Source organism: Azospirillum sp. A23 (genome assembly GCF_042938965.1).
GTDB classification, from domain to species: domain Bacteria; phylum Pseudomonadota; class Alphaproteobacteria; order Azospirillales; family Azospirillaceae; genus Azospirillum; species Azospirillum melinis.
The window spans coordinates 312484-333318 of record NZ_CP170664.1; the positions used below are offsets into that span (position 1 = coordinate 312484).

Below are 20835 nucleotides of genomic sequence, written 5' to 3' on the forward strand. Positions count from 1 at the left end.
GCTGGCGATGGGTTTGACGTTGACGAAGAGGGGCGGGTAGATTGCTGGAGATGAGGAACATCTCGCGGGTGGTGGACCGCCACCCCACGACATCTGTATGTTTGCCGCAATGGAGCCATCGGTGAAGAAGGTCGCGACGACAGAGGATGAAGGCGGCGTGACCTCCGCAGCCGTGCGCCGCCCCGCGGCCCCTGCCCCTGCGGTGCGCCCGCCCCGCCGCGCCGCCACCGTCGCGTCGCGCATCTACCGCGACCTGCGCGGCGAGATCGTCTCGCTGAAGCGCAAGCCCGGCGACGCCATCGCCGAGAAGCAGATCGCCGAGACCTATGGCGTCAGCCGCACGCCGGTGCGCGAGGCGGTGCTGAAGCTGGCCGACGAGGGGCTGATCGAGATTTTCCCGCAGTCCGGCACCTTCGTGTCGCGCATCCCGCTGGACGCCCTGCCGGAAGCCTTCGCCATCCGCAAGGCGCTGGAGGAGGCGACGGTGCGCTATGCGGCGGCGCGCGCCAGCCGCAGCCAGATCGCGGCGTTGCGCGCCAATCTGGAATTGCAGCGCGAGATGCAGGAAACCGCCAACTATGAAGGGTTCCATCAGGCCGACGAGGCCTTCCACGCGCTGATCGCGGAGATCGCCGGCTATCCCGGCTTCTGGACGCTGATCCAGCAGACCAAGGTGCAGATCGACCGCTACCGACTGCTGACCCTGCCGGTGCGCGGCCGCATCGCCGAGGTGATCGCCGAGCACACGGCCATCCTCGACGCGATGGCGGCGAACGACCCCGCCGCCGCCATCAAGGCGCTGGACGACCATCTGGACGATTTGCAGATCTCGGTCGCCGACATCCGTCGCGACTACCCGCGCTATTTCACGGCGCCGGGCGATCCGATCTGAGGGGGCCGATTTGAAAAGGCCGATCTGAAAAGGCCGGGACGACGGGCCGGTCCGAAAACCGGCCTGCGCCGAAACTGGGAGATTTATTTCGCGTCGGCTTCGGCGGCGTAGGCGACCGGCTCACCCAGGAAATCCTCGCGGATCGGCGTGAAGATATCGAGCAGGATGCCCGGCTCCAGCGCCACCACGCCATGCAGGACGTTGGACGGCACCATATAGCCGTCGCCGGTGTTCAGCCGCTTGGTGCGGCCGTCGATGGTGACGTCGAAGGAACCCTTCTCCACCACGGCGCACTGGACATGGGGATGGCGATGCTGCGCGCCGATGGCGCCGGCCTCGAATTCCACCCGCACCATCATCATCGTGTCGTTGTAGCCGAGGATCTTGCGGCGCACGCCGTCGCCCAGATCCTGCCACGGGATGTCGCCCGCGGTCAGGAACACATCGGTCGCCGTTGCGGTGGTCATTTTCCGGTTTCCTCCCCCAATGGAAAAGCCCTCCTCCGCCCGTGAGGGGCGGGGAGGGCTGCTTTTGCGGTCAGCGCGCCAGCCAGCCGCCGTCGACCGGCAGGATGGTGCCGTGGATGTAGTCGGCGGCATCCGACGCCAGGAACACCGCCGGGCCGCCGATGTCGGACGGCACGCTCCAGCGGCCGGCCGGGATGCGGCCGAGGATCTCGGCGCTGCGGTTCTCGTCGGCGCGCAGAGCCGCGGTGTTGTTGGTGGCGACATAGCCCGGCGCGATGGCATTCACGTTGATGCCCTTGCCGGCCCATTCGCAGGCCAGAAGCTTGGTGATGCCGGCGACGCCGCTCTTGGAGGCGGTGTAGGACGGCACGCGGATACCGCCCTGGAAGGACAGCATCGAGGCGATGTTGATGATCTTGCCCTTGCGGCCCGCGCCGATGGCGTAGCGGCCGAAGGCCTGGCAGAGGAAGAACACCGTCTTGATGTTGAGGTTCATCACGGCGTCCCAGTCGGCCTCACTGAAGTCGACGGCGTCGGCGCGGCGGATCATGCCGGCGTTGTTGACCAGGATGTCCAGCCCGCCGAGCTTGGCGACCGTCTCCTCCACCAGCCCCTGGACCGGGGCGATGGAGGTCAGGTCGGCGTGGATGCCGAGGAACTTGCGGCCGGTCGCCTCGACCAGCCCCTTGGTCTCGTCCAGCGACACGACGTCGACGGCGGCGATGTCGGCGCCGGCCTCGGCCAGCGCCAGGGCGATGCCCTGGCCGATGCCGGTGTTGGCGCCGGTGACCAGCGCCACCTTGCCGGTCAGGTCGAACGAAATGCTCATGGTCGGTTTCCGTTCTTATAGCTTCGTTGTTGACTGGGGTGGCGCGTCAGCGCAGGCGGTCCATGGCGACGAAGTCCATGTCCGTGAAGTCCTGGTTGTCGCCGCCCATCGCCCAAATGAAGGTGTAGTTGCGGGTGCCGACGCCGGAATGGATCGACCAGGGCGGCGAGATCACCGCCTGCTCGTTGGCGACCACGATGTGGCGGGTCTGTTCCGGCTCGCCCATCAGGTGGACGACGCGCGCCTCTTCCGGCAGGTCGAAGTAGAAATAGACCTCGCAGCGCCGGTCATGGGTGTGGCACGGCATCGTGTTCCACATGTTGTTCGGCTTCAGCACCGTCATGCCCAGAACCAGCTGCGCGGTGCGGACCACGTCCGGGTGGATCATCTGGTAGATGGTGCGCTCGTTCGACTGGGCCGGGTCGCCGAGATGCACGGCCTTGGCCTGGCCGATCGAGATCTTCATCGTCTCGAACCGGGCATGGGCGGGTGTGCTGTTCAGGTAGAACTTGGCCGGCTCGCGGCGATCCAGGCTTTCGAAGACGACGTCCTTGCTGCCCATCGCGACATAGAGCGCGTCGCGCGGCGCCAGTTCATAGACGGCGCCATCGACGGTGACCCGGCCGGCACCGCCGACATTGACCACGCCAAGCTCGCGCCGGTCGAGGAAGTTGGGCGAGCCGATCTCCTTGGAGGACTTTAGCTTCACCGGGCCAGCGACCGGCATGGCGCCGCCGACCACGAACCGGTCGATGTGGCTGTAGGTGAAGACGGTCTCGTCAGCCTCGAACAGGGTCGGGACCAGGAAATGGTCGCGCAGCGTCTCGGTGTCGAAGCCGCGGACCGCGTCGGGATGGGAAGCATGCCGGACGGAGATTTTCATGGGAGAGGTCCTTTTAAAATCTGTGCAGCCGGCGTCCCGGCAGGTCTGGCGCCATCATACTAATATACTAGTAAGCCGGGCAAGCTCTAATGATGGAGTGCCGGACATTTCAGGCGGCGGAGGGTGCGACAAAGTCGCTGGTCCGAGCGGGCTCCGGAGGCAGCGGCGGGAGGGCGCGTTGCACCGGCTTCAAAGGTAATATATTAGTGATCGGTCTTCGTCAGGAGTGTCCAGCCATGACCGCCCAACCGTCCGTCCCGCCGCGCAAGCGCATCGCCCTCGTCGCCCACGACGCCCGCAAGGCGGACCTCATCGCCTGGATCGGCGTCAACATCGGCGCGCTGGACGGCCATGCCTTCTGGGCGACCGGCACCACCGGGCAGAAGGTGCGCGCCGCCCATCCCGGCCTGGACATCACCCCGTTGAAAAGCGGCCCGCTGGGCGGCGACCAGCAGATCGGCGCGATGATCGCCGAGGGGCGGATCGACCTGCTGGTCTTCTTCGTCGATCCGATGACCGCCCAGCCGCACGATGTCGATGTGAAGGCGCTGACCCGGCTGGCGACGCTCTACAACATCCCGATGGCCTGCAACGAGGCCACCGCCGACATGATCGTCTCCTCCGCCCATTTCGCCAGCGGCTACGCCCCACGCGCCGCCAGCTTCACCGATTACGAGACGCGCAAGGTGTGAGCGCGTCCTGCCCGCTCATTCCGTGAAATATTGCGGATAGCTCCGCCGGACCTCGGCGATGCCCAGTTGCAGGTCGGTCAAATGGTGGCGCAGCTCGCCCACCGCGCGGTCGGGGTCGCGGGCGGCGACGGCCTCGACGATGGCGCCATGTTCGGCCAGCGCCTTGTCCATCCGGCCGGCCGCCGGCAGGGTCAGGTGGCGGTAGCGGTCGACCTGCCGCTTCACCTGCTGGGTCACCGCCCAGAAGCCGGGATAGCCGGAGATCTCCGCCAGCAGGGCGTGGAACGCCTCGTCGGCCTCGTGGAAGCCGTCGAAATTGCCGGATTCCTTCATCTCGCGCTGGAGTTCCAGGTTGGCGCGCAGCCGTGCCACCTGGCTGCCGCTCGCCTGTTCGGCGGCGTAGCGCACGGTGGCCTCCTCCAGCGCGCGGCGGATGGCGATGGCCTCCGGCAGGCCGCTGATGGGAATGCGGGCGACGAAGGTTCCGGACTGCGGGAACACCTCCACCAGACCTTCGTCGGCGAGTTTCAGCATCGCCTCGCGCACCGGAGTGCGGCTGACGCCATAGGTTTCCGCGACCTCCTTCTCGATCACCGGCTCGCCCGGCTTGCGCCGCAGGGAGACGATGTCGTCGCGCAGGTCGCGGTAGATGGTGCCCGAGACCGTGGCACCGCGGTGGGCGGGCCTTGCAGTGGCGCTGGCGGGCCGGCGGCGGCGGCGGCGCACCGGTGCGGCCACGGCCACCATGTTCGTATCGCCCGCGTTGGAGTTCATAATCGTCCCATTCAATTCATCGGCGGTCGATACCAAGAGGCCGCGCTTACTAATATATCGCTGCGCGTCCGCAGGCGGAAAGTCTTTTGCCGCATGAAATTCATGGGTGGGGGAGCGGGCACGGCGCAGCGCCCGCTCCCCGAAACCTGACCCCTTACAGCTTGGCCGCCGCGTCGAACACCGCGTGGCTGTAGGCGCCTTCCGGCTTCTTGGAGATCACCGGGGCAGACGCGCCCGACATCAGGATGCCGACGGTGCGGTCGAAATCGGCCGGGTCGAGATAGCCCGTGCCCTTGGCGCCGCCCTCGATCAGCTTGGCGACCTCCTGCATCATGGTGGTCTGGTGTTCCTCGGTCTGGGCGCCGGTGGTGTCGTTCTCAAGCACGATCTTCACCGCCTCGGCCTGGTTCTTGGCGGCATATTCCCAGCCCTTGGCCGAGGCCTTGACGAACTTCGCCAGCTTCTCGACGATTTTCGGGTCGGACAGCGCCTTCTCGGTGGCGTAGAGGCCGTCCTCCAGCGTGGCCACGCCCTGCTCCTGATACTTGAAGATCGTCAGTTCGTCGGCCTTCATGCCGGCTTCGATCAGCTGCCAATATTCATTGTAGGTCATGGTGGAGATGCAGGCCGCCTGCTTTTGCAGCAGCGGATCGACGTTGAAGCCCTGCTTCAGAACCTTCACGTCCGGGCTGGAGCCGGAGGTGGAGTAGCCCAGCTTGCTCATCCAGGCCAGGAACGGATATTCGTTGCCGGAGAACCAGACGCCCAGCGTGTTGCCCTTGAAATCCTTGGGATCCTTGATGTTGGCGTCCTTGCGGCAGGTCAGCATCATGCCCGACTTCTGGAACATCTGGGCGATGTTGACCAGCGGTACGCCCTTCTCGCGGCTGGCGAGCGCCGATGGCATCCAGTCGACGATCACGTCGGCGCCGCCGGCGGCGATGACCTGGGTCGGGTTGATGTCGGGGCCGCCGGCCTTGATGGTGACGTCCAGCCCGGCGTCCTTGTAGAAGCCCTTGGCCGAGGCGACGTAATAGCCGGCGAACTGGGCCTGGGTGACCCATTTCAGCTGCAGCGTCAGCGCATCGGCAGCGGCGGCCGGCGCGCCCCAGCCGGCGAGGCCGGTGAGCGCGGTGGCGGCGAGCAGGACGGCGGAGGCAAGGGTCTTCATCGCGTTCGATCCTCTTCTGGCTGGGTTTTGTTTTGTGGCTGCGGAAGGATGGCGAAAGGAGGGATGTCAGCGTTTGCGGAAAGACGGGTGCCAGGCGGTGACATGCCGCTCCGCCAGTGCCAGCGCACCGTAGAGCAGCGATCCGGTCAGGGCGGCGACGGCGATCGTCGCCCAGACCACGTCCAAATTCATCCGGGCGACCTGGGTGGAGATGCGGAAGCCCATCCCCACCACCGGCGTGCCGAAGAACTCGGCGACGATGGCCCCGATCAGAGCCAGGGTTGAGTTGATCTTCAGTCCGTTGAACAAAAAGGGCAAGGCGCAGGGAAGCCGCAGCATCGCCAGCGTGCGCCAATAGCCCGCGCCATAGGAGCGCATCAGGTCGAGCTGGATGCGCTCCGCACTCTGCAAGCCGGCCAGCGTGTTGATCAGCATGGGGAAGAAGGTCATCACCACGATGACGGCGGCCTTGGATTGCCAGTCGAAGCCGAACCACATCACCATGATCGGCGCGATGCCCACCACCGGCACGGCGCTGGCGAGATTGCCGAGCGGCAGCAGCCCGCGCGCCAGGAAGGGCACCCGGTCGGCCAGGATCGCAACGAGGAAGCCGGCGCCGCAGCCGATCAGATAGCCGCGCAGGACCGAAATCAGCACCGTCTGGCGGAAATCGTCCCACAAATCGGCGGCATTGGCGGCGAAGGCGGTTGCCACGAGACCAGGCGGCGGCAGCAGGATGGTCGGCACCTGGAAGCCGCGGGTCAGGATTTCCCACAGCATGACCAGCGCCAGCCCGAACAAAGCGGGGCCGGCCAGCCGCGCCGGACCGGCGACGCCCGCCAGCAGGGCGAGGACCCGCCACAGCAGCAGGGTGGCGCCGGTGAGGTAGAGCCAGAGACCGCCGGCCTGGGCGAGGGCGTGGCCTTGGCGCAGCAGCACCAGCGGGGCGGCATAGGCGGCGGCGACTCGGCCAGCAGGAGCAGGGCCTCGCCCAGCGCGGAGCCGGGCAGGCGGCGGGCGAGGATCGTCGCGACGGTCAGGGCGAAGAGGGCCAGGGCCGCCGGTATCTGCGGCAGATACAGGGCGGCACCGTCCTGCGCGGCGAAGGGCAGCAGCGGGGCGGCCAGCATCACCAGCGGCCACGGAGCCATATAGGAGTGGGCCATATAGGAGTGGGCCATAGAGGGGCGGGCCATGGTGGGGCGGCTCATCGCGCACCTCCCCGGACGCCCGGCACCAGCGCCCGCTCGGCGAGGCCGACGGCGGCGACCAGCGTGACGCTCAGCAAGGCGGCCATCACCAGGGCGCTCCAGATTTGCACGGTCTGGCCGTAATAGGAGCCGGACAGCAGCCGGGCGCCCAATCCCGCCTGCCCGCCGGTCGGCAGCTCGGCGACGATGGCGCCGACGACGCTGGCGGCCACCGCGATCTTCAGGCTGGTGAACAGGTAGGGCAGGGAGGCCGGCAGGCGCAGCAGGCGGAAGGTCTGGGCGGTGCCGGCGCTGTAGGTCCGCATCAGGTCGAGCGTCAGCGGATCGGCGGAGCGCAGCCCCTTGACCATGCCGATGGTGATCGGGAAGAAGCACAGATACATGGCGATGATCGCCTTGGGCAGCAGGCCGGTGAAGCCCAGATTGCCGAGGATCACCACGATCATCGGCGCAATCGCCAGGATCGGCACGGTCTGCGAGGCGATGACCCAGGGCAGCAGGCTCGATTCCAGCGTGCGCGCCTGGACGATCCCCGCCGCCAGCGCCACCCCCAGCACCACCCCCATGCCGAAGCCGGCCAGCGCCGCCCCGGCGGTGACGCCGGTGTGGTAGAGCAGGTTGCGGATGCTGGTCACCGGATAGCCGGTCAGGGAATTGTAGAGGTCGAGCGCCACCTGATCCGGCGTCGGCAGGATCGGGCGCTTCATCGCCAGGGTGGTGCGGATCAGGTCGGCGGTGGTCCAGCTTTGGCCGGCGCGGTTCAGCGCATCGGTCGCCGTCGGCGCGTTCAGCCAGACCGCGCCCAAGTACCACAGCACCAGCACCGCCAGCGCCATGACGACCACCGGCAGCGTCTTCCTAGTCGTCATAGCTGTGGCCCTCCATCAGCCCTTCGCGGACGCGGTGGGCAATGCGCTGGAACTCCGGGCTTTCGCGGATGTCGAGCGTGCGCTCGCGCGGCAGGTCGCGGTCGCAGTCGATGATGTCGAGGATGCGGCCGGGGCGCGGGCTCATCACCACGATGCGGGTGGACAGGAACACCGCCTCGGCGATGGAGTGGGTGACGAAGATGCAGGTCTTGCGGGTGCCGAGCCACAGTCGGGTGAGCTGCAAATTCAGATGGTCGCGGGTGATCTCGTCGAGCGCGCCGAACGGCTCGTCCATCAGAAGCAGGTCGGGGTTGAAGGCCAGCGCGCGGGCGATGGACACCCGCTGCTGCATGCCGCCCGACAGCTGCCAGGGGAATTTGCGCTCGAAGCTGGACAGCCCGACGAGGTCGAGCTGCTCGCGGGCGCGCTGCTGCCGTTCGGCCCTGGGCAGCCCCATGATCTCCAGCGGCAGCATGACGTTGCGCTCCACTGTCCGCCACGGGTAGAGCGCCGGGGCCTGGAAGACATAGCCGTAGGCGCGCTTCAGCCGTGCCTGTTCCGGCGTCATGCCGTTGACCGTCACCTCGCCGGAAGTCGGCTGTTCGAGGTCGGCGACCACCCGCATCAGGGTCGTCTTGCCGCAGCCGCTGGGGCCGATCAGCGAGATGAAATCGCCCTTGGATATCGACAGGCTGACGTCGCTCAGCGCGTAGACCGGATGGTCGGCGGCCTGATAGGTCAGGGTCAGGTTGCGGACATCGACGATGGTGCGCCGCGCCGCGTCTGCGGCCGGCGGAACCAGAGTGAGCGGTGCGGGCTGGGCGGCTGGCACGGCGTTCGTCCCTTCGCGTTGTCGTCTCTCGGCGGGGAAGAGAGCAAGAAGCGAGCCAGAGGGTGCAGAGGTTCAATATTTGGCGGATAGGGCTTTGTTTCCACGAAGAGAAAACTTGTCCATCGAGACAGGAACTGACGGTGTGGACAGTGTTCGGGCAGGTGTGCTTTTCGTAAGGCGCACAATTTTCGGGCTGAGGGTCTTTCGCTGGTGAATTTTCGGGCAGTGGAGGAGGGTATCTCCCTCTCCCCCCCGGGGAGAGGGTCGGGGTGAGGGGGATGCACCGCGTGGATTTTTGTGAAGGGCCGCCGCGCGACCCCCTCACCCTAACCCTCTCCCCGGGGGGGAGAGGGGATTAAGGGGCGGGAGAGGGTGTTCGAACCCCCCTTGCCAGTCCTGCCCAGTCCCCGCTAACTGTTCAAACGGCCGACAAACGCACGGGTCCCATGCTCGACAGCTTCCTGCTCGCCTTCACCGCCTTGTTCTCCATCGTCAATCCGCTGGCGATGGCGCTGATCTTCAGTCAGGTGACGGCGGACAGCAGTCCGCGCGACCGGGCGCGGCTGGCTGGGCTGGTCAGCCTCTATTCGGCCATCGTCATGCTGACCGCGCTGTGGGCGGGTGCCTATGTGCTGAACTTCTTCGGCGTGTCGATGGCGGCGCTGCGGATTGCCGGCGGTTTCGTGGTGGCCGAACGGGCCTGGGCGCTGCTGACGGCGCCTGAACGGCACGAGGCGCGCAAGCAGGAACAGGCAGCACCCACCGGCGACAACGACCGGCTGGCGGAATTGGCCTTCTTCCCGATGACGATCCCCTTCACCACCGGGCCGGGCACCATCTCGGTCGCCATCGCGCTGGGCTCAACCCGCCCGACGCGCGGGGCCGGCGGGCTGATGGAGTTCTTCCTCGGCATGTCGGGGGCGGCGCTGGCGATTGCCGCCCTGATCTGGCTGTCCTACCGCTCCGCCGACCGCATCGTCGCCTTCCTCGGCCCGACGCGGGTGCGGGTGCTGACCCGGCTGTTCGCCTTCCTGCTGTTCTGCGTCGGCGTCCAGATCCTGCTGACCGGTGTCCTGGACGCCTTCCCGCTGCTGTCGCAGAAGGGCTGAATTCAGCTCTTCGGGCGCAGGTCCTGCACCCGCTTGGCCTTGCCGATGGACCGGGCGATGCCGCCGGGCTCGACCACCTCGACGCGGGTGCTGATGCCGATCAGCGACTTGATCGAGTGCTGGAGATGCTTGGCGTGGCCGTCCCATTCCGACGGATGGATGCCGTCATGCATCTCCACGCGGACGGCGAGGTTGTCCATATGGCCGTCGCGGCTCACCACCAGTTCGTAGTGGGGAGCGAGCGCCGGGATCTTGCAGATCAGCTCCTCGACCTGGGTCGGGAAGACGTTCACGCCGCGGATGATGAGCATGTCGTCGGAGCGGCCCGTGATCTTGTCCATCCGCCGCATGCCGCGCGAAGTCGGCGGCAGCAGCCGGGTCAGGTCGCGGGTGCGGTAGCGGATGACCGGCATGCCCTGCTTGGTCAGGGTGGTGAAGACCAGCTCGCCGTAGGAGCCGTCGGGCAGCACCTCGCCTGAGTTGGGGTCGATGATCTCGGGATAGAAATGGTCCTCCCAGATCACCGGGCCGTCCTTGGTCTCGACGCATTCGGACGCGACACCCGGACCCATCACCTCCGACAGGCCGTAGATGTCCACCGCGTGGATGTTGAAGGTGCGCTCGATCTCCTCGCGCAGCGCGCCGGTCCAGGGCTCGGCGCCGAAGATGCCGACGCGCAGGCTGGTGCTGCGCGGGTCGATGCCCTGGCGGCGCATCTCGTCGGCGATGTTCAGCATGTAGGACGGCGTGACCATGATGATGGTCGGCTTGAAATCCTGGATCAGCTGGACCTGCTTCTCGGTCTGGCCACCCGACATCGGCACCACGGCACAGCCCAGCCGCTCCGCCCCGTAATGGGCGCCGAGACCGCCGGTGAACAGGCCGTAACCATAGGCGATGTGCACGATGTCGCTGCGCGTGCCGCCCGCCGCCCGGATGGAGCGGGCGACGACCTCCGACCACACGTCGATGTCGCCCTTGGTGTAGCCGACCACCGTCGGCCGTCCGGTGGTGCCGCTGGAGGCATGGACGCGGACGATGTCCTCCATCGGCACGGCGAACATGCCGTAGGGGTAGGCGCGGCGCAGATCGTCCTTCACCGTGAAGGGGAACAGCGCCAGATCCTTCAATTCCTTGAAGTCGTCGGGATGAACGCCCTTCGCCTCGCATTTGGCGCGGAAGGATTCGACATTGGCGTAAGAGTGACGCAGCGACCATGCCAGCCGCTCCGTCTGCATCGCCACGATTTCGTCGCGGCTGGCGAACTCGTAGCGGTCCATGCCGGCCTTGCTCTGGTTCACGCCGCTGTCGGTCATGATGGACATGGTGCGCTTCTCCCTTCGTGCTGATGCCCGGCGCTTGACGGCCGGTGTTGGCCCTTATTCGATGCCGGTGCCGTTCAGACCCGCTCCACCATCATGGCGATGCCCTGGCCGACGCCGATGCACATGGTGCAGAGCGCGCGGGTCGCCTTGCGGTCTTCCAGCTCCATCACCGCGCTGGCGACCAGACGGGTGCCGCTGGCGCCCAGCGGATGGCCGAGCGCGATGGCGCCGCCGTTGGGGTTCACATGCTCTGCATCGTCGGGCAGGCCGAGCATGCGCAGCACGGCGAGGCCTTGGGCGGCGAAGGCCTCGTTCAGCTCGATCACGTCGACATCGCCGATGGAGAGACCGAGGCGGGCCAGCAGCTTCTGCGTCGCCGGGGCGGGGCCGATGCCCATCACGCGCGGCGCCACGCCGGCCACTGCGGTGCCGACGACACGGGCACGCGGGGTCAGGCCGTAGCGCTTCACGGCGTCGGCAGAGGCGACGATCACCGCGGCGGCGCCGTCATTGACGCCCGAGGCATTGCCGGCGGTGACGCTGCCGCCCTCCTTGCGGAAGGGGGTGGAGAGCTTGGCCAGCGCCTCCAGCGCGGTGTCGGGGCGCAGATGCTCGTCGGCGGAGATTATCGTCGGCTCGCCCTTGCGGCGCGGGATGGCGACCGGGACGATCTCGCGGGCCAGACGCCCGGATTCCTGGGCGCGGCCGGCGCGCTGCTGGCTGCGGACGGCGAAGGCGTCCTGGTCGGCGCGCGAAATGCCGTAGTCGGCGGCGACGTTCTCCGCCGTCTCCGGCATGCTGTCGATGCCGAATCGTGCCTTCATCAGCGGATTGACGAAGCGCCAGCCGATGGTTGTGTCGAAGATCTCGGCCTGACGGGAGAAGGCGCTGTCGGACTTGCCCATGACGAAGGGGGCGCGGGTCATGCTCTCGACGCCGCCGGCGACGATCAGCTCGGCCTCGCCTGCCTTGATGGCGCGGGCAGCCATGCCGATGCTGTCCATGCCGGAGCCGCAGAGGCGGTTGACCGTGGTGCCGGGCACCGTTTCGGGCAATCCCGCCAGCAGCGCCGCCATGCGGGCGACGTTGCGGTTGTCCTCGCCGGCCTGGTTGGCGCAGCCGAGGATCACGTCGTCGACCGCGGACCATTCGACGCCGGGGTTGCGCTCCATCAGCGCCTTCAACGGCACCGCGGCGAGGTCGTCCGGGCGCACCGGAGCCAGCCCGCCGCCGTAGCGGCCGAAGGGGGTGCGGACGGCGTCGCAGATGTAGGCTTCACGCATGGGAGGCTCCGGGAACGGGGATCACGCTGCCGGCGAGACGCGCCGACTGGCCGCGGAACAGGCCGACGACGGTGCCGTCCTGATTGGTGACGGTGACGTCGTAGACGCCGGAACGGCCGCGCTTGTGCACTTCGCGGCATTCGGCGGTCAGCAGGTCGCCCAGCCTGGCCGGGGCCGGGAAGGTGATGGAGCAGCCCGCCGCCACCGTCACCTCGTTCGCCGCGTTGCAGGCATAGGCGAAGGCGGTGTCGGCCAGCGTGAAGGTCATGCCGCCATGGCCGATGTCGTGGCCGTTCACCATGTCCTTGCGCACGGTCATGTTCATGCGGGCATAGCCGGGAGCGATCTCCAGCAGCTCGATGCCATGGGCCTGGGCGCAATGGTCGCGCTCGTACATGCCGCGGCCGACCGCTTCGGCGAGGGATTGGGGATCTTGGAGATCAGTGCTCATTGGAGCGGCTCCTTACCCCCTCTCCCCCCGGGGAGAGGGTTGGGGTGAGGGGGATGCGCGGCGTGGAGTCAGTGGTGTTTGTGGCGTTTCCGCTGCTTGCTGATCCACCCAATGCGCCCCCCTCACCCTGACCCTCTCCCCGCTCTCGGCGGACCGAAGGTCCGCCTGCCGCGTCAGCGCAAACTTCGTTTGCGCGTGAGCGGGGAGGAGAGGGGATACGGGATGCGGCGATCCTCCGGCGCAGCAGAGCCGACGCGCGGTAGCGGTCCTCGCCGTAGGTGCGGGCCAGCGCGTCGAGCACGGCCAGCACATGGGGCAGGCCGATGCGGTCGGCCCAGGCAAGCGGACCCAGCGGGTAGTTCACGCCCTTGGTCATCGCGATGTCGATGTCGGCGGCGCTGGCGACGCCTTGCATCGCCGCGTCGGCCGCCTCGCTGGCGAGCATGGCGACGGTGCGCATCACCACCAGACCGGGGGCGTCGTCGATCACCGACACCGCCTTGCCCAGTGCCTGGAACAGCCCGGCGGCGACGGCGAGCGCCTCGGGCGGCGTGCCGTCGGCAGGGGCCAGCGCGACGCGGGTCGCCTTGGCGTAGTCCAGCGCGAGGTCGAACAGCACCAGCGGAGCGATGCCGTCCTCCGCCGCCCGCGCGGTGGCGGTGCGACCGTCGGTCAGGGCCAGGGTAACGCCATCGGCGACGAGCAGGCCGGGGCCGGCGGTTTTCTCCACCGCGATGCCGGCCTCGCGCAGCAGTCCGACCAGCGATGCGGCAGGGCCGAGGTCGCCTTGCACCAGCACGCGGTCAGGTTTCGCGGCCGGTTCGGCGTTGCGCGGCGCCGGCTTGGCGGCGCCGGGGCCGTGGTCGTAGAAGCCGCGGCCGGTCTTGCGGCCGAGACGCCCGGCCTCGACCAGCTCCTGCTGGATCAGCGAGGGCTGGAAGCGCGGGTCGCCGAAATAGGCGGTGTGGACCGAGCGGGTGACGGCGAAGTTCACGTCATGGCCGATCAAATCCATCAGCTCGAACGGCCCCATGCGGAAGCCGCCGGCCTCGCGGGCGACGGCGTCGATGGTGGCGGGATCGGCGGCCTGCTCCTGCACCAGCCGCAGCCCTTCGGCGTAGAAGGGGCGGGCGACCCGGTTGACGATGAAGCCGGGGGTGGAGCGGCAGCGCACCGGGCTCTTGCCCCACGCCTTCGCCGTGTCGAACAGCGTGCCCAGCACCGCGGCGTCTGTGGCGAGGCCGCTGACGATCTCGACCAGCGCCATCAGCGGCGCGGGGTTGAAGAAATGCAGGCCCGCCAGCCGCTCCGGCCGCCGCACCCCGGCGCCGATGGCGGTGACCGGCAGCGACGAGGTGTTGGTGGCGAGGATGGCGCCCGCGCCGACGATGCCCTCAAGCTCGGCGAACAGGCGGCGCTTGACGTCGAGGTCCTCGACGATGGCCTCCACCACCAGACCGGCGGGGGCGAGGTCGGACAGTCCGTCCACCGCGCGCAGCCGGTCCATTGTGGCGTCGCGCTCCGCCGCCGTGCGCTTGCCCTTCTCGACCAGCGCGGTCAGCGCCTTGGCGATGGACCTGACGGCGGCCTGGGCGGCACCGGGGCGGGTATCGACCAGCAGGACCGGGTGGCCGGCCTGGGCCGCGACCTGGGCGATGCCCTGGCCCATGGCGCCGGTCCCGACCACCGCGACGGTGACGGAGGGATCGAGCGCCGCCATCACCGCCCCTCGAACTTCGGCGCACGCTTCTCCACGAAGGCCGACACGCCTTCGCGATAGTCGTGCGAGCGGCCGGCCTCGCGCTGGAGGTCGCGCTCCAGGTCGAGCTGGGTATCGAGGTCGTTGGCCGAGGAGGCGTTGAGCGCCTGCTTGATAAAGGCCAGACCACGCGTCGGCTGGGTGGCGAGATGGCGGGCGAGCGCGCCGGCCTCCGCCATCAGCGTGTCGTCGTCCACCGCCTTCCAGATCATGCCCCAGGCTGCCGCCTGCTCGGCCGGGACCTTGTCGCCCAGCATGGCGAGGCCCATGGCGCGGGCATGGCCGACCAGACGCGGCAGGGTCCAGGTGCCGCCGCTGTCGGGGATCAGCCCGATCTTGCAGAAGGCCTGGATGAAGCTGGCCGAGCGTGCCGCGAGCACGATGTCGCAGGCCAGCGCGATGTTGGCCCCCGCCCCGGCGGCAACGCCGTTCACCGCGCAGACCACCGGCATCGGCAGGCTGCGCAGGCTGCGGATCAGCGGGTTGTAGTTGGTCTCGATCGACACGCCGAGGTCGGGACCCTGGGCGCCGGGCGCGACGGCACGGTCGGACAGATCCTGTCCGGCGCAGAAGCCGCGCCCGGCGCCGGTCAGCAGCAGGCAGCGCATCGACTTGTCGTCGCGCACCTCGGCGATGGCCTCGCGCAACTCCTCATGCATCGCCGCGGTGAAGCTGTTCAGCCGGTCGGGCCGGTTCAGCGTGATGGTGGCGACGCCGTCGGCGATGTCGAGAAGGATCGTTTTGTCGGTCATTGCACGGCTTCCTTCTCGACGGCCAGCACCGGAACGCGGCTCTGCACCACACGGAAGCGGTTGGCGACGAAGGCAAGGTCGCACAGCGCGGCATTGGCCGCCGGGTTGGCACCGGTGCCGTGGAAGTCGCTGAAGGCCGCCGACTGGTTGACGAAGACGCCGCCGGTCAGATTGACCGACAGGGCGACGCCGGCCTCGACGAACAGGTCGGCCGCCTGCTCGATCAGCTGCGGGTCGGTGCTGTAGAGGCCGGTGGTCAAAGCGCCCTTGGTGCGGGTCAGGCGGGCGGCGCGCTCCAGGCTGTCGGCGGTGCTGTCGGTCTTCACGACGATGGAGATCGGGCCGAACAGCTCATGGCCGTACTTGTCCTCGTCGGCCGCGTCCATGGTCAGGATCAGCGGCGTGCGGATGCGGGCGTCCGGGAATTTTGGATGCGTGATGGCGCGAGACGGCAGCACGACGGTGCCGAGCTTGGCGGCCTCGTCGATGCGGGCGAGCGTGGCGTCGGACTGGATGGCGCCCAGCACCTCGACCGCACGCTCCGGGTCGGACAGGAACTTGTCGACGCCGCCGGCCAGGGCCGAGACCACCTGATCAAAAGTCATGTGCTCGCCGCCGGCCTGGATGCCGTCCTTGGGCACGAAGATGACCTGGGTCGTCGTGCACATCTGCCCGGAATAGAGGCTGAGCGTGAAGGCGAGGTTGCGCACCATGCCCTTGGGGTCGTCGGTGCCGTCGATGACCACCGTGTTGACGCCGGCCTTCTCGGTGTAGACCTGGGCCTGACGGGCGTTCTGCTCCAGCCAGTCGCCGAAGCCGGTGGAGCCGGTGTAGTCGATCACCGCCACTTCCGGCCGCAGCGCCAGATCCTTGGCGACGGTGTCGCCGATGGCGAGCGTGACGAGGTTGGGGTCGAGCCCGCACTCCGCCAGCACTTCGCGCGCGATTTTCACGGTGATGGCGAGCGGCAGGATGGCGGTCGGGCCGGGCTTCACGATCACCGGGTTGCCGGTGACGAGGCTGGCGAACAGGCCGGGATAGCCGTTCCAGGTCGGGAAGGTGGCGCAGCCGATGACCAGCCCGACGCCGCGGCCGACCACCTCGAACCGCTTGTCCATCACCAGCGGCGGGTTCTTGCCCTGCGGCTTCTCCCAGCGCGCCGCCGGGGCCTGGTCGGTCATCGCCTTCCAGCCATAGGCGACGGCCTCCAGCCCGCGGTCCTGGGCGTGCGGGGCGCCGGCCTGGAAGGCCATCATGAAGGCCTGCCCGGTGGTGTGCATCACCGCGTTGGCGATCTCGAAGCTGCGCGCGTTCAGCCGCTTCAGGATTTCCAGGCAGACGCCGGCCCGGCCGTTCGGCCCCGCCTTGCGCCAGCCCGGCATCGCCGCCTTGGCCGCAGTCACCAGCGCCTCGACGTCCGACACCGGATAGGCGATGCCGAGGTCGAAGCCGAAGGGCGAGCGTTCGCCCCCCGCCGTTCCGGTCACGCCCGGCTGGTCCAGTTCGAAGGGCTTGTCGCGGTAGGCCGCGAAGGCCGCCTCGCCATCGGCCGCCGCCGTCTCGCCATAGGCGCGCGGGCTCGGCATTTCGGGGAAGGCCGACCAGTAGGCGCGGCTGCGGCAGGCCTCGACGGCCTTCTGCAGCGTCGCCTCGTGCGTCTCGAACAGGGCTTGCGGGGTGGTGGTCATGGCGGGGCGTTTCCTTTTTCTCGTTGGCTGAACGGCGTTGGCTAGGCGGCGTCGGTCAGGCGGCGTCGAAGTCGATGACGACCCGCTCGGTCAGCGGGCGCGACTGGCAGGTCAGGACATAGCCGGCCTCGATCTCCCACGGTTCCAGCGAGTAGTTCTCGGCCATCTCGACCTTGCCTTCGCGCACCTTGGCGCGGCAGGTGCAGCAGACGCCGGACTTGCAGGAATAGGGCAGGTCGGCGCCATGCCGGTGGGCGGCCTCGAGGATGCTCTCGCCGTCGTAAGCCAGGGTGAATTCCTTGCGCTTGCCGTCCTGAAGAACGGCGATGGTGGCGGCATCGGTGGGGCTGTCGGTTGCCGCCTTCTTCGCCGCGGGCCGCGCGGCGGTCATGGTGCCGAACAGCTCGACATGGATGTTGGCGGCCGGCGTGCCGCAGGCGGCCAGCGCGTCGCGCACCTCCTCCACCATCGGCTGGGGGCCGCAGAGGAAGGCGGCGTCGATGTCTTCCGCTTTCAGCGGTCCGGCGCACAGCTCGCGGACCAGAGCGGCGCCGATGCGCCCGCCCAGCAGCCCGGCCTCTTCCGGTTCGCGGCTCAGCACATGGTGGATGACCAGCCGGCCGATATAGCGGTTCTTCAGATCCTCCAGCTCTTCCCGGAAGATGATGGAGGAGACGGTGCGGTTGCCGTAGACCAGCACGAACCGGCTCTTCGGTTCCTGCGCCAGCACGGTCTTCAGGATCGACATCACCGGGGTGATGCCGCTGCCGGCGGCGAAGGCGACGTAGGTGCGGGCGGCGTCCGGATCGACGGGGGTGTGGAAGCGCCCCATCGGCGTCATCACCTCCAGCACGGCGCCCGGCGCCAGCGACTGGTTGGCGTGGGTGGAGAACAGACCGCCATCCACCTTCTTCACCGCCACGCGCAGCTCGCCCTCACCCACACCGGAGCAGATGGAGTAGGAGCGCCGCACCTCCTCATCCCCGATATGGGTCTTGAGGGTCAGGTACTGGCCCTGGAGGAAGCGGAAGCGGTCGGCGAGATCGGCCGGCACGTCGAAGGCGATCGACACGGTGTCCGCGGTCTCCCGGCGGCACTCGCGGATGGTCAGCGGGTGGAAGCTGGGGCTGGTCATGGGTTCCCGTTCCTTGCGGTGCGGAGGGGGCCTCCGCCGGAGCCGCTCAATGGCATTTGAATCAATGGCATTTGAACACGTCGAACGGTTCGAGGCAGGCGTTGCAGGCGTGCAGCGCCTTACAGGCGGTGGAGCCGAAGCGGCTGATCTGGCGGGTGTCCTCCGATCCGCAGCGCGGGCAGGCGATCACCTCGTCCGGCGCCGTCAGCGCCCGCTTGCCGGAGTGCGGCGGCGGGACGATGCCGACCTCGGCCAGCTTTTCCCGGCCGGCGTCGCTGATCCAGTCGGTCGTCCAGGGCGGGGCGATCACCACCGAGACGCGGGCGTCGAGGCGCGCGCGGGCGAGCGCGGTTTCCGCCTCCAGCACGATCACGCCGGTCGCCGGGCAGCCGGAATAGGTTGGCGTCAGGGCCACCGACAGCCGCCCGTCCGCATCGGCCGAGACGGCGCGGACGATGCCGAGATCGACGATGCTCAGCACCGGGATCTCCGGATCCATCACCCCGGCCAGAGCGTCCCAGGCGGCCTTCACCACCGCATCGGCGCCCGGCTCCGGTCCCCAGCAGCCCGCTGCATCCGGCATCTCGCCCTCACCAGTTCGCGTCGGGATAGGCGCGCGGCAGGAACTGCATCTCGGCCAGCAGATAGCCCAGATGCTCGCTGTGCTCGCCGCGGCGGCCGCCCTTCTGCATCCAGCCGTCGGCCGGACGGTCGAGCGTCGCCTCTTCCAGCACCGCCTCGACGCGGGCGGTCCAGGCGGCCTTCAGCTCTGCCGGGTCTGGAACGATGCCGGCGGCGACCAGCGCCAGTTCGGCCTCGTCGCGCTCGACCATCTCGCCGGTGTAGGGCCAGAGCCGGGCCAGCGCGTCGGCGACCTTGGCATGGCTGACATCGGTGCCGTCGCCCAGCCGCACCAGCCAGTCGCCGCTGTGCCGGACATGGTAGCGCACCTCCTTCACCGCCTTGGCGGCGATGCCGGCCAGCGTCTCGTCCGTCGAGGCGCAGAGCCGCCCGTACAGCTCCACCGCCCAGGCGTCGTGCAGGAACTGGCGGACGATGGTGTGGCCGAAGTCCCGGTTGGGCTGCTCGACCAGCAGGTGGTTGCGATAGTCGAAGACGTCGCGGCGGTAGGCCAGACGGTCCTCGTCGCGGCCCTTGCCCTCCAGCTCGCCGGCATAGGTCAGCAGCATGCGGGCATGGCCGACGAGGTCAAGCGCGACGTTGGTCAGCGCGATGTCCTCTTCCAGCTCCGGTGCATGGCCGCACCATTCCGACAGGCGGTGCCCGAGCACCAGCGAGGTGTCGCCCAGCCGCAGCGTGTAGCCGAACAGGGCCTCCTTGAGATCCGTGCTCATCAGATGGTCTTCCGGCTAGATGTTTTTGACGTCTGCGGGGATGTCGTAGAAGGTCGGGTGGCGGTAGACCTTGTCGTCGGCCGGGTCGAACAGGCTGGCCTTGTCGGTCGGGTCCGACGCCGCGATGCTGGCGGCGGGGACTGCCCAGATGCTGACGCCTTCGCCGCGGCGGGTGTAGACGTCGCGGGCGTTGTCCAGCGCCATGCGGGCGTCGGCGGCGTGCAGGCTGCCGACATGCTTGTGCGACAACCCGTTCTTCGGCCGGATGAAGATCTCGAACAGCGGCCAGTCCTTGCGATCCATAATCTCGTCCCCTCGGAAATCTTCGGTCAGCCGGCCTTCTTCAGGGCGCGCTGCTGGCGTTTGGTCGCATGGGCGACGGCGGCCTCGCGGACCCAGGCGCCGTCGTCCCACGCCTTGCGGCGGGCCTCGATGCGCTCGCGGTTGCAGGGGCCGTTGCCCTTCAGGATCTCGTTGAACTCGGTCCAGTCGATGGCGCCGAATTCGTAATGGCCGGTCCCGGCGTTGAAGCGCAGCTCCGGGTCCGGGATGGTCAATCCCAGGAACTCCGCCTGCGGCACGGTGGCGTCGACGAAGCGCTGGCGCAGCTCGTCGTTGGAGAAGCGCTTGATCTTCCAGGCCATGTTCTGGGCGGAGTGGGCGGACTGGTCGTCCGACGGGCCGAACATCATCAGCGACGGCCACCACCAGCGGTTCAGCGCGTCCTGCGCCATCCGCTTCTGCTCCGCAGTGCCCTGGGCCAGCGCCAGCATCAACTCGTAGCCCTGGCGCTGGTGGAAGCTCTCCTCGCGGCAGATGCGGACCATGGCGCGGGCATAGGGACCGTAGGAGCAGCGGCAGAGCGGCACCTGGTTCATGATCGCCGCGCCGTCGACCAGCCAGCCGATGGCGCCGATGTCGGCCCAGGTCGGCGTCGGGTAATTGAAGATGCTGGAATATTTGGCCTTGCCCGCCAGCAGCTGGCCGACCAGCTCGTCGCGCGACACGCCCAGCGTCTCGGCGGCGCTGTAGAGGTAGAGGCCGTGCCCGCCCTCGTCCTGCACCTTCGCCAGCAGGGCCACCTTGCGGCGCAGGGTCGGCGCCCGGGTGACCCAGTTCCCTTCCGGCAGCATGCCGACGATTTCCGAATGGGCGTGCTGCGAGATCTGGCGGACCAGCGTGCGGCGGTAGCCTTCCGGCATCCAGTCGCGCGGCTCGATCTTCTCCTCGGCGTCGACGCGCTCCTGGAAGCGGCCCTGGAGAGCGGCCTCCTGCTCCGTCACCAGTCGGGGAGACGGTTGAGCGCCCTGCTCGGTCTTGGCATCCAAACCCTGCGTGTACATCGGCATCCCCGAGAT

At 68.5% G+C, this 20835-nt stretch carries 22 protein-coding genes; 3 read left to right on the plus strand and 19 right to left on the minus strand.

Annotated features, from left to right (window positions below):
- Positions 1 to 109: 109 nt before the first annotated feature.
- Positions 110 to 892: a GntR family transcriptional regulator gene (locus ABNQ40_RS06800; RefSeq protein ID WP_109051578.1), complete on the plus strand. Its 783-nt coding sequence runs from the start codon at positions 110 to 112 to the stop codon at positions 890 to 892.
- Positions 893 to 975: 83 nt separating this feature from the next.
- On the opposite strand, the gene ABNQ40_RS06805 is transcribed toward ABNQ40_RS06800, so the two are convergent.
- From ABNQ40_RS06805 to kduI, 3 genes are all read right to left on the minus strand, one after another.
- Positions 976 to 1359 carry a cupin domain-containing protein gene (locus ABNQ40_RS06805; protein ID WP_109051579.1) on the minus strand — a complete coding sequence of 128 codons (384 nt, stop codon included), beginning with the start codon at positions 1357 to 1359 and terminating at the stop codon, positions 976 to 978.
- Positions 1360 to 1429: 70 nt separating this feature from the next.
- Positions 1430 to 2188: a 2-dehydro-3-deoxy-D-gluconate 5-dehydrogenase KduD gene (gene kduD, locus ABNQ40_RS06810; RefSeq protein WP_109051580.1), complete on the minus strand. Its 759-nt coding sequence runs from the start codon at positions 2186 to 2188 to the stop codon at positions 1430 to 1432.
- A gap of 46 nt (positions 2189 to 2234) precedes the next feature.
- Entirely contained in the window at positions 2235 to 3071 is an 837-nt protein-coding gene (gene kduI, locus ABNQ40_RS06815; RefSeq protein WP_391345861.1) for a 5-dehydro-4-deoxy-D-glucuronate isomerase, read from the minus strand.
- Between the two features lie 236 nt (positions 3072 to 3307).
- Between kduI and ABNQ40_RS06820 the strand changes: the two genes are divergently transcribed.
- Complete coding sequence (locus ABNQ40_RS06820) at positions 3308 to 3763, plus strand: methylglyoxal synthase (protein WP_109051582.1); 456 nt, start codon at positions 3308 to 3310, stop codon at positions 3761 to 3763.
- A gap of 15 nt (positions 3764 to 3778) precedes the next feature.
- Here the strand turns inward: ABNQ40_RS06820 and ABNQ40_RS06825 are convergent, their stop codons facing one another.
- From ABNQ40_RS06825 to ABNQ40_RS06845, 5 genes are all read right to left on the minus strand, one after another.
- Entirely contained in the window at positions 3779 to 4537 is a 759-nt protein-coding gene (locus ABNQ40_RS06825; protein WP_376967157.1) for a GntR family transcriptional regulator, read from the minus strand.
- Positions 4538 to 4691: 154 nt separating this feature from the next.
- Entirely contained in the window at positions 4692 to 5708 is a 1017-nt protein-coding gene (locus ABNQ40_RS06830) for an ABC transporter substrate-binding protein (RefSeq protein ID WP_109051584.1), read from the minus strand.
- Positions 5709 to 5774: 66 nt separating this feature from the next.
- Positions 5775 to 6647, minus strand: a complete 873-nt coding sequence (locus ABNQ40_RS06835) for an ABC transporter permease (protein WP_391345863.1) — start codon at positions 6645 to 6647, stop codon at positions 5775 to 5777.
- A 268-nt stretch (positions 6648 to 6915) separates the two neighbouring features.
- Positions 6916 to 7788: an ABC transporter permease gene (locus ABNQ40_RS06840; RefSeq protein ID WP_109051585.1), complete on the minus strand. Its 873-nt coding sequence runs from the start codon at positions 7786 to 7788 to the stop codon at positions 6916 to 6918.
- A complete protein-coding gene (locus tag ABNQ40_RS06845) occupies positions 7778 to 8590 on the minus strand; it encodes an ABC transporter ATP-binding protein (protein ID WP_199235600.1) in 813 nt (270 codons plus the stop codon). The genes ABNQ40_RS06840 and ABNQ40_RS06845 overlap by 11 nt, the downstream gene beginning before the upstream one ends.
- A 476-nt stretch (positions 8591 to 9066) precedes the next feature.
- Between ABNQ40_RS06845 and ABNQ40_RS06850 the strand changes: the two genes are divergently transcribed.
- Positions 9067 to 9729 (plus strand): MarC family protein, encoded by a 663-nt coding sequence (locus ABNQ40_RS06850; RefSeq protein ID WP_391345866.1) that lies wholly within the window; start codon positions 9067 to 9069, stop codon positions 9727 to 9729.
- A gap of 2 nt (positions 9730 to 9731) precedes the next feature.
- On the opposite strand, the gene paaK is transcribed toward ABNQ40_RS06850, so the two are convergent.
- The 11 genes from paaK to paaA all read right to left on the minus strand — a co-directional run bounded on the left by paaK (position 9732) and on the right by paaA (position 20820).
- Positions 9732 to 11054, minus strand: coding sequence for a phenylacetate--CoA ligase PaaK (paaK, locus tag ABNQ40_RS06855; protein ID WP_391345868.1), 1323 nt, complete (start codon positions 11052 to 11054; stop codon positions 9732 to 9734).
- Positions 11055 to 11128: 74 nt separating this feature from the next.
- On the minus strand, positions 11129 to 12337 hold the full coding sequence (gene pcaF / locus ABNQ40_RS06860) for a 3-oxoadipyl-CoA thiolase (RefSeq protein ID WP_109051589.1): 1209 nt from the start codon (positions 12335 to 12337) through the stop codon (positions 11129 to 11131).
- Positions 12330 to 12788 (minus strand): hydroxyphenylacetyl-CoA thioesterase PaaI, encoded by a 459-nt coding sequence (gene paaI / locus ABNQ40_RS06865; RefSeq protein WP_109051590.1) that lies wholly within the window; start codon positions 12786 to 12788, stop codon positions 12330 to 12332. Before paaI ends, pcaF begins: the two co-directional genes overlap by 8 nt.
- Positions 12778 to 14508: a 3-hydroxyacyl-CoA dehydrogenase PaaH gene (gene paaH, locus ABNQ40_RS06870; protein ID WP_109051591.1), complete on the minus strand. Its 1731-nt coding sequence runs from the start codon at positions 14506 to 14508 to the stop codon at positions 12778 to 12780. Before paaH ends, paaI begins: the two co-directional genes overlap by 11 nt.
- Entirely contained in the window at positions 14508 to 15299 is a 792-nt protein-coding gene (gene paaG / locus ABNQ40_RS06875) for a 2-(1,2-epoxy-1,2-dihydrophenyl)acetyl-CoA isomerase PaaG (protein WP_109051592.1), read from the minus strand. Before paaG ends, paaH begins: the two co-directional genes overlap by 1 nt.
- On the minus strand, positions 15296 to 16987 hold the full coding sequence (paaN, locus tag ABNQ40_RS06880; RefSeq protein WP_109051593.1) for a phenylacetic acid degradation protein PaaN: 1692 nt from the start codon (positions 16985 to 16987) through the stop codon (positions 15296 to 15298). The genes paaG and paaN overlap by 4 nt, the downstream gene beginning before the upstream one ends.
- Before the next feature lie 55 nt (positions 16988 to 17042).
- Complete coding sequence (gene paaE, locus ABNQ40_RS06885) at positions 17043 to 18122, minus strand: 1,2-phenylacetyl-CoA epoxidase subunit PaaE (RefSeq protein WP_109051594.1); 1080 nt, start codon at positions 18120 to 18122, stop codon at positions 17043 to 17045.
- A gap of 61 nt (positions 18123 to 18183) precedes the next feature.
- The gene (paaD, locus tag ABNQ40_RS06890; RefSeq protein ID WP_109051595.1) at positions 18184 to 18705 is read right to left on the minus strand and encodes a 1,2-phenylacetyl-CoA epoxidase subunit PaaD; all 522 of its coding nucleotides are present in this window, start codon (positions 18703 to 18705) and stop codon (positions 18184 to 18186) included.
- Positions 18706 to 18712: 7 nt separating this feature from the next.
- Positions 18713 to 19477 carry a 1,2-phenylacetyl-CoA epoxidase subunit PaaC gene (gene paaC, locus ABNQ40_RS06895; protein ID WP_109051596.1) on the minus strand — a complete coding sequence of 255 codons (765 nt, stop codon included), beginning with the start codon at positions 19475 to 19477 and terminating at the stop codon, positions 18713 to 18715.
- A 15-nt stretch (positions 19478 to 19492) separates the two neighbouring features.
- On the minus strand, positions 19493 to 19780 hold the full coding sequence (gene paaB, locus ABNQ40_RS06900; protein ID WP_109051597.1) for a 1,2-phenylacetyl-CoA epoxidase subunit PaaB: 288 nt from the start codon (positions 19778 to 19780) through the stop codon (positions 19493 to 19495).
- Positions 19781 to 19806: 26 nt separating this feature from the next.
- On the minus strand, positions 19807 to 20820 hold the full coding sequence (gene paaA, locus ABNQ40_RS06905) for a 1,2-phenylacetyl-CoA epoxidase subunit PaaA (protein ID WP_109051598.1): 1014 nt from the start codon (positions 20818 to 20820) through the stop codon (positions 19807 to 19809).
- Positions 20821 to 20835: the final 15 nt, after the last annotated feature.

Bases quoted from the DNA above. Each gene is read 5' to 3' on its own strand.
- ABNQ40_RS06800 (WP_109051578.1), top strand. From the start codon at position 110: ATGGAGCCATCGGTGAAGAAGGTCGCGACGACAGAGGATGAAGGCGGC.
- ABNQ40_RS06805 (WP_109051579.1), bottom strand. From the start codon at position 1,359: ATGACCACCGCAACGGCGACCGATGTGTTCCTGACCGCGGGCGACATC.
- kduD (WP_109051580.1), bottom strand. From the start codon at position 2,188: ATGAGCATTTCGTTCGACCTGACCGGCAAGGTGGCGCTGGTCACCGGC.
- kduI (WP_391345861.1), bottom strand. From the start codon at position 3,071: ATGAAAATCTCCGTCCGGCATGCTTCCCATCCCGACGCGGTCCGCGGC.
- ABNQ40_RS06820 (WP_109051582.1), top strand. From the start codon at position 3,308: ATGACCGCCCAACCGTCCGTCCCGCCGCGCAAGCGCATCGCCCTCGTC.
- ABNQ40_RS06825 (WP_376967157.1), bottom strand. From the start codon at position 4,537: ATGAACTCCAACGCGGGCGATACGAACATGGTGGCCGTGGCCGCACCG.
- ABNQ40_RS06830 (WP_109051584.1), bottom strand. From the start codon at position 5,708: ATGAAGACCCTTGCCTCCGCCGTCCTGCTCGCCGCCACCGCGCTCACC.
- ABNQ40_RS06840 (WP_109051585.1), bottom strand. From the start codon at position 7,788: ATGACGACTAGGAAGACGCTGCCGGTGGTCGTCATGGCGCTGGCGGTG.
- ABNQ40_RS06850 (WP_391345866.1), top strand. From the start codon at position 9,067: ATGCTCGACAGCTTCCTGCTCGCCTTCACCGCCTTGTTCTCCATCGTC.
- paaK (WP_391345868.1), bottom strand. From the start codon at position 11,054: ATGTCCATCATGACCGACAGCGGCGTGAACCAGAGCAAGGCCGGCATG.
- pcaF (WP_109051589.1), bottom strand. From the start codon at position 12,337: ATGCGTGAAGCCTACATCTGCGACGCCGTCCGCACCCCCTTCGGCCGC.
- paaI (WP_109051590.1), bottom strand. From the start codon at position 12,788: ATGAGCACTGATCTCCAAGATCCCCAATCCCTCGCCGAAGCGGTCGGC.
- paaH (WP_109051591.1), bottom strand. From the start codon at position 14,508: ATGGCGGCGCTCGATCCCTCCGTCACCGTCGCGGTGGTCGGGACCGGC.
- paaG (WP_109051592.1), bottom strand. From the start codon at position 15,299: ATGACCGACAAAACGATCCTTCTCGACATCGCCGACGGCGTCGCCACC.
- paaN (WP_109051593.1), bottom strand. From the start codon at position 16,987: ATGACCACCACCCCGCAAGCCCTGTTCGAGACGCACGAGGCGACGCTG.
- paaE (WP_109051594.1), bottom strand. From the start codon at position 18,122: ATGACCAGCCCCAGCTTCCACCCGCTGACCATCCGCGAGTGCCGCCGG.
- paaD (WP_109051595.1), bottom strand. From the start codon at position 18,705: ATGCCGGATGCAGCGGGCTGCTGGGGACCGGAGCCGGGCGCCGATGCG.
- paaC (WP_109051596.1), bottom strand. From the start codon at position 19,477: ATGAGCACGGATCTCAAGGAGGCCCTGTTCGGCTACACGCTGCGGCTG.
- paaB (WP_109051597.1), bottom strand. From the start codon at position 19,780: ATGGATCGCAAGGACTGGCCGCTGTTCGAGATCTTCATCCGGCCGAAG.
- paaA (WP_109051598.1), bottom strand. From the start codon at position 20,820: ATGTACACGCAGGGTTTGGATGCCAAGACCGAGCAGGGCGCTCAACCG.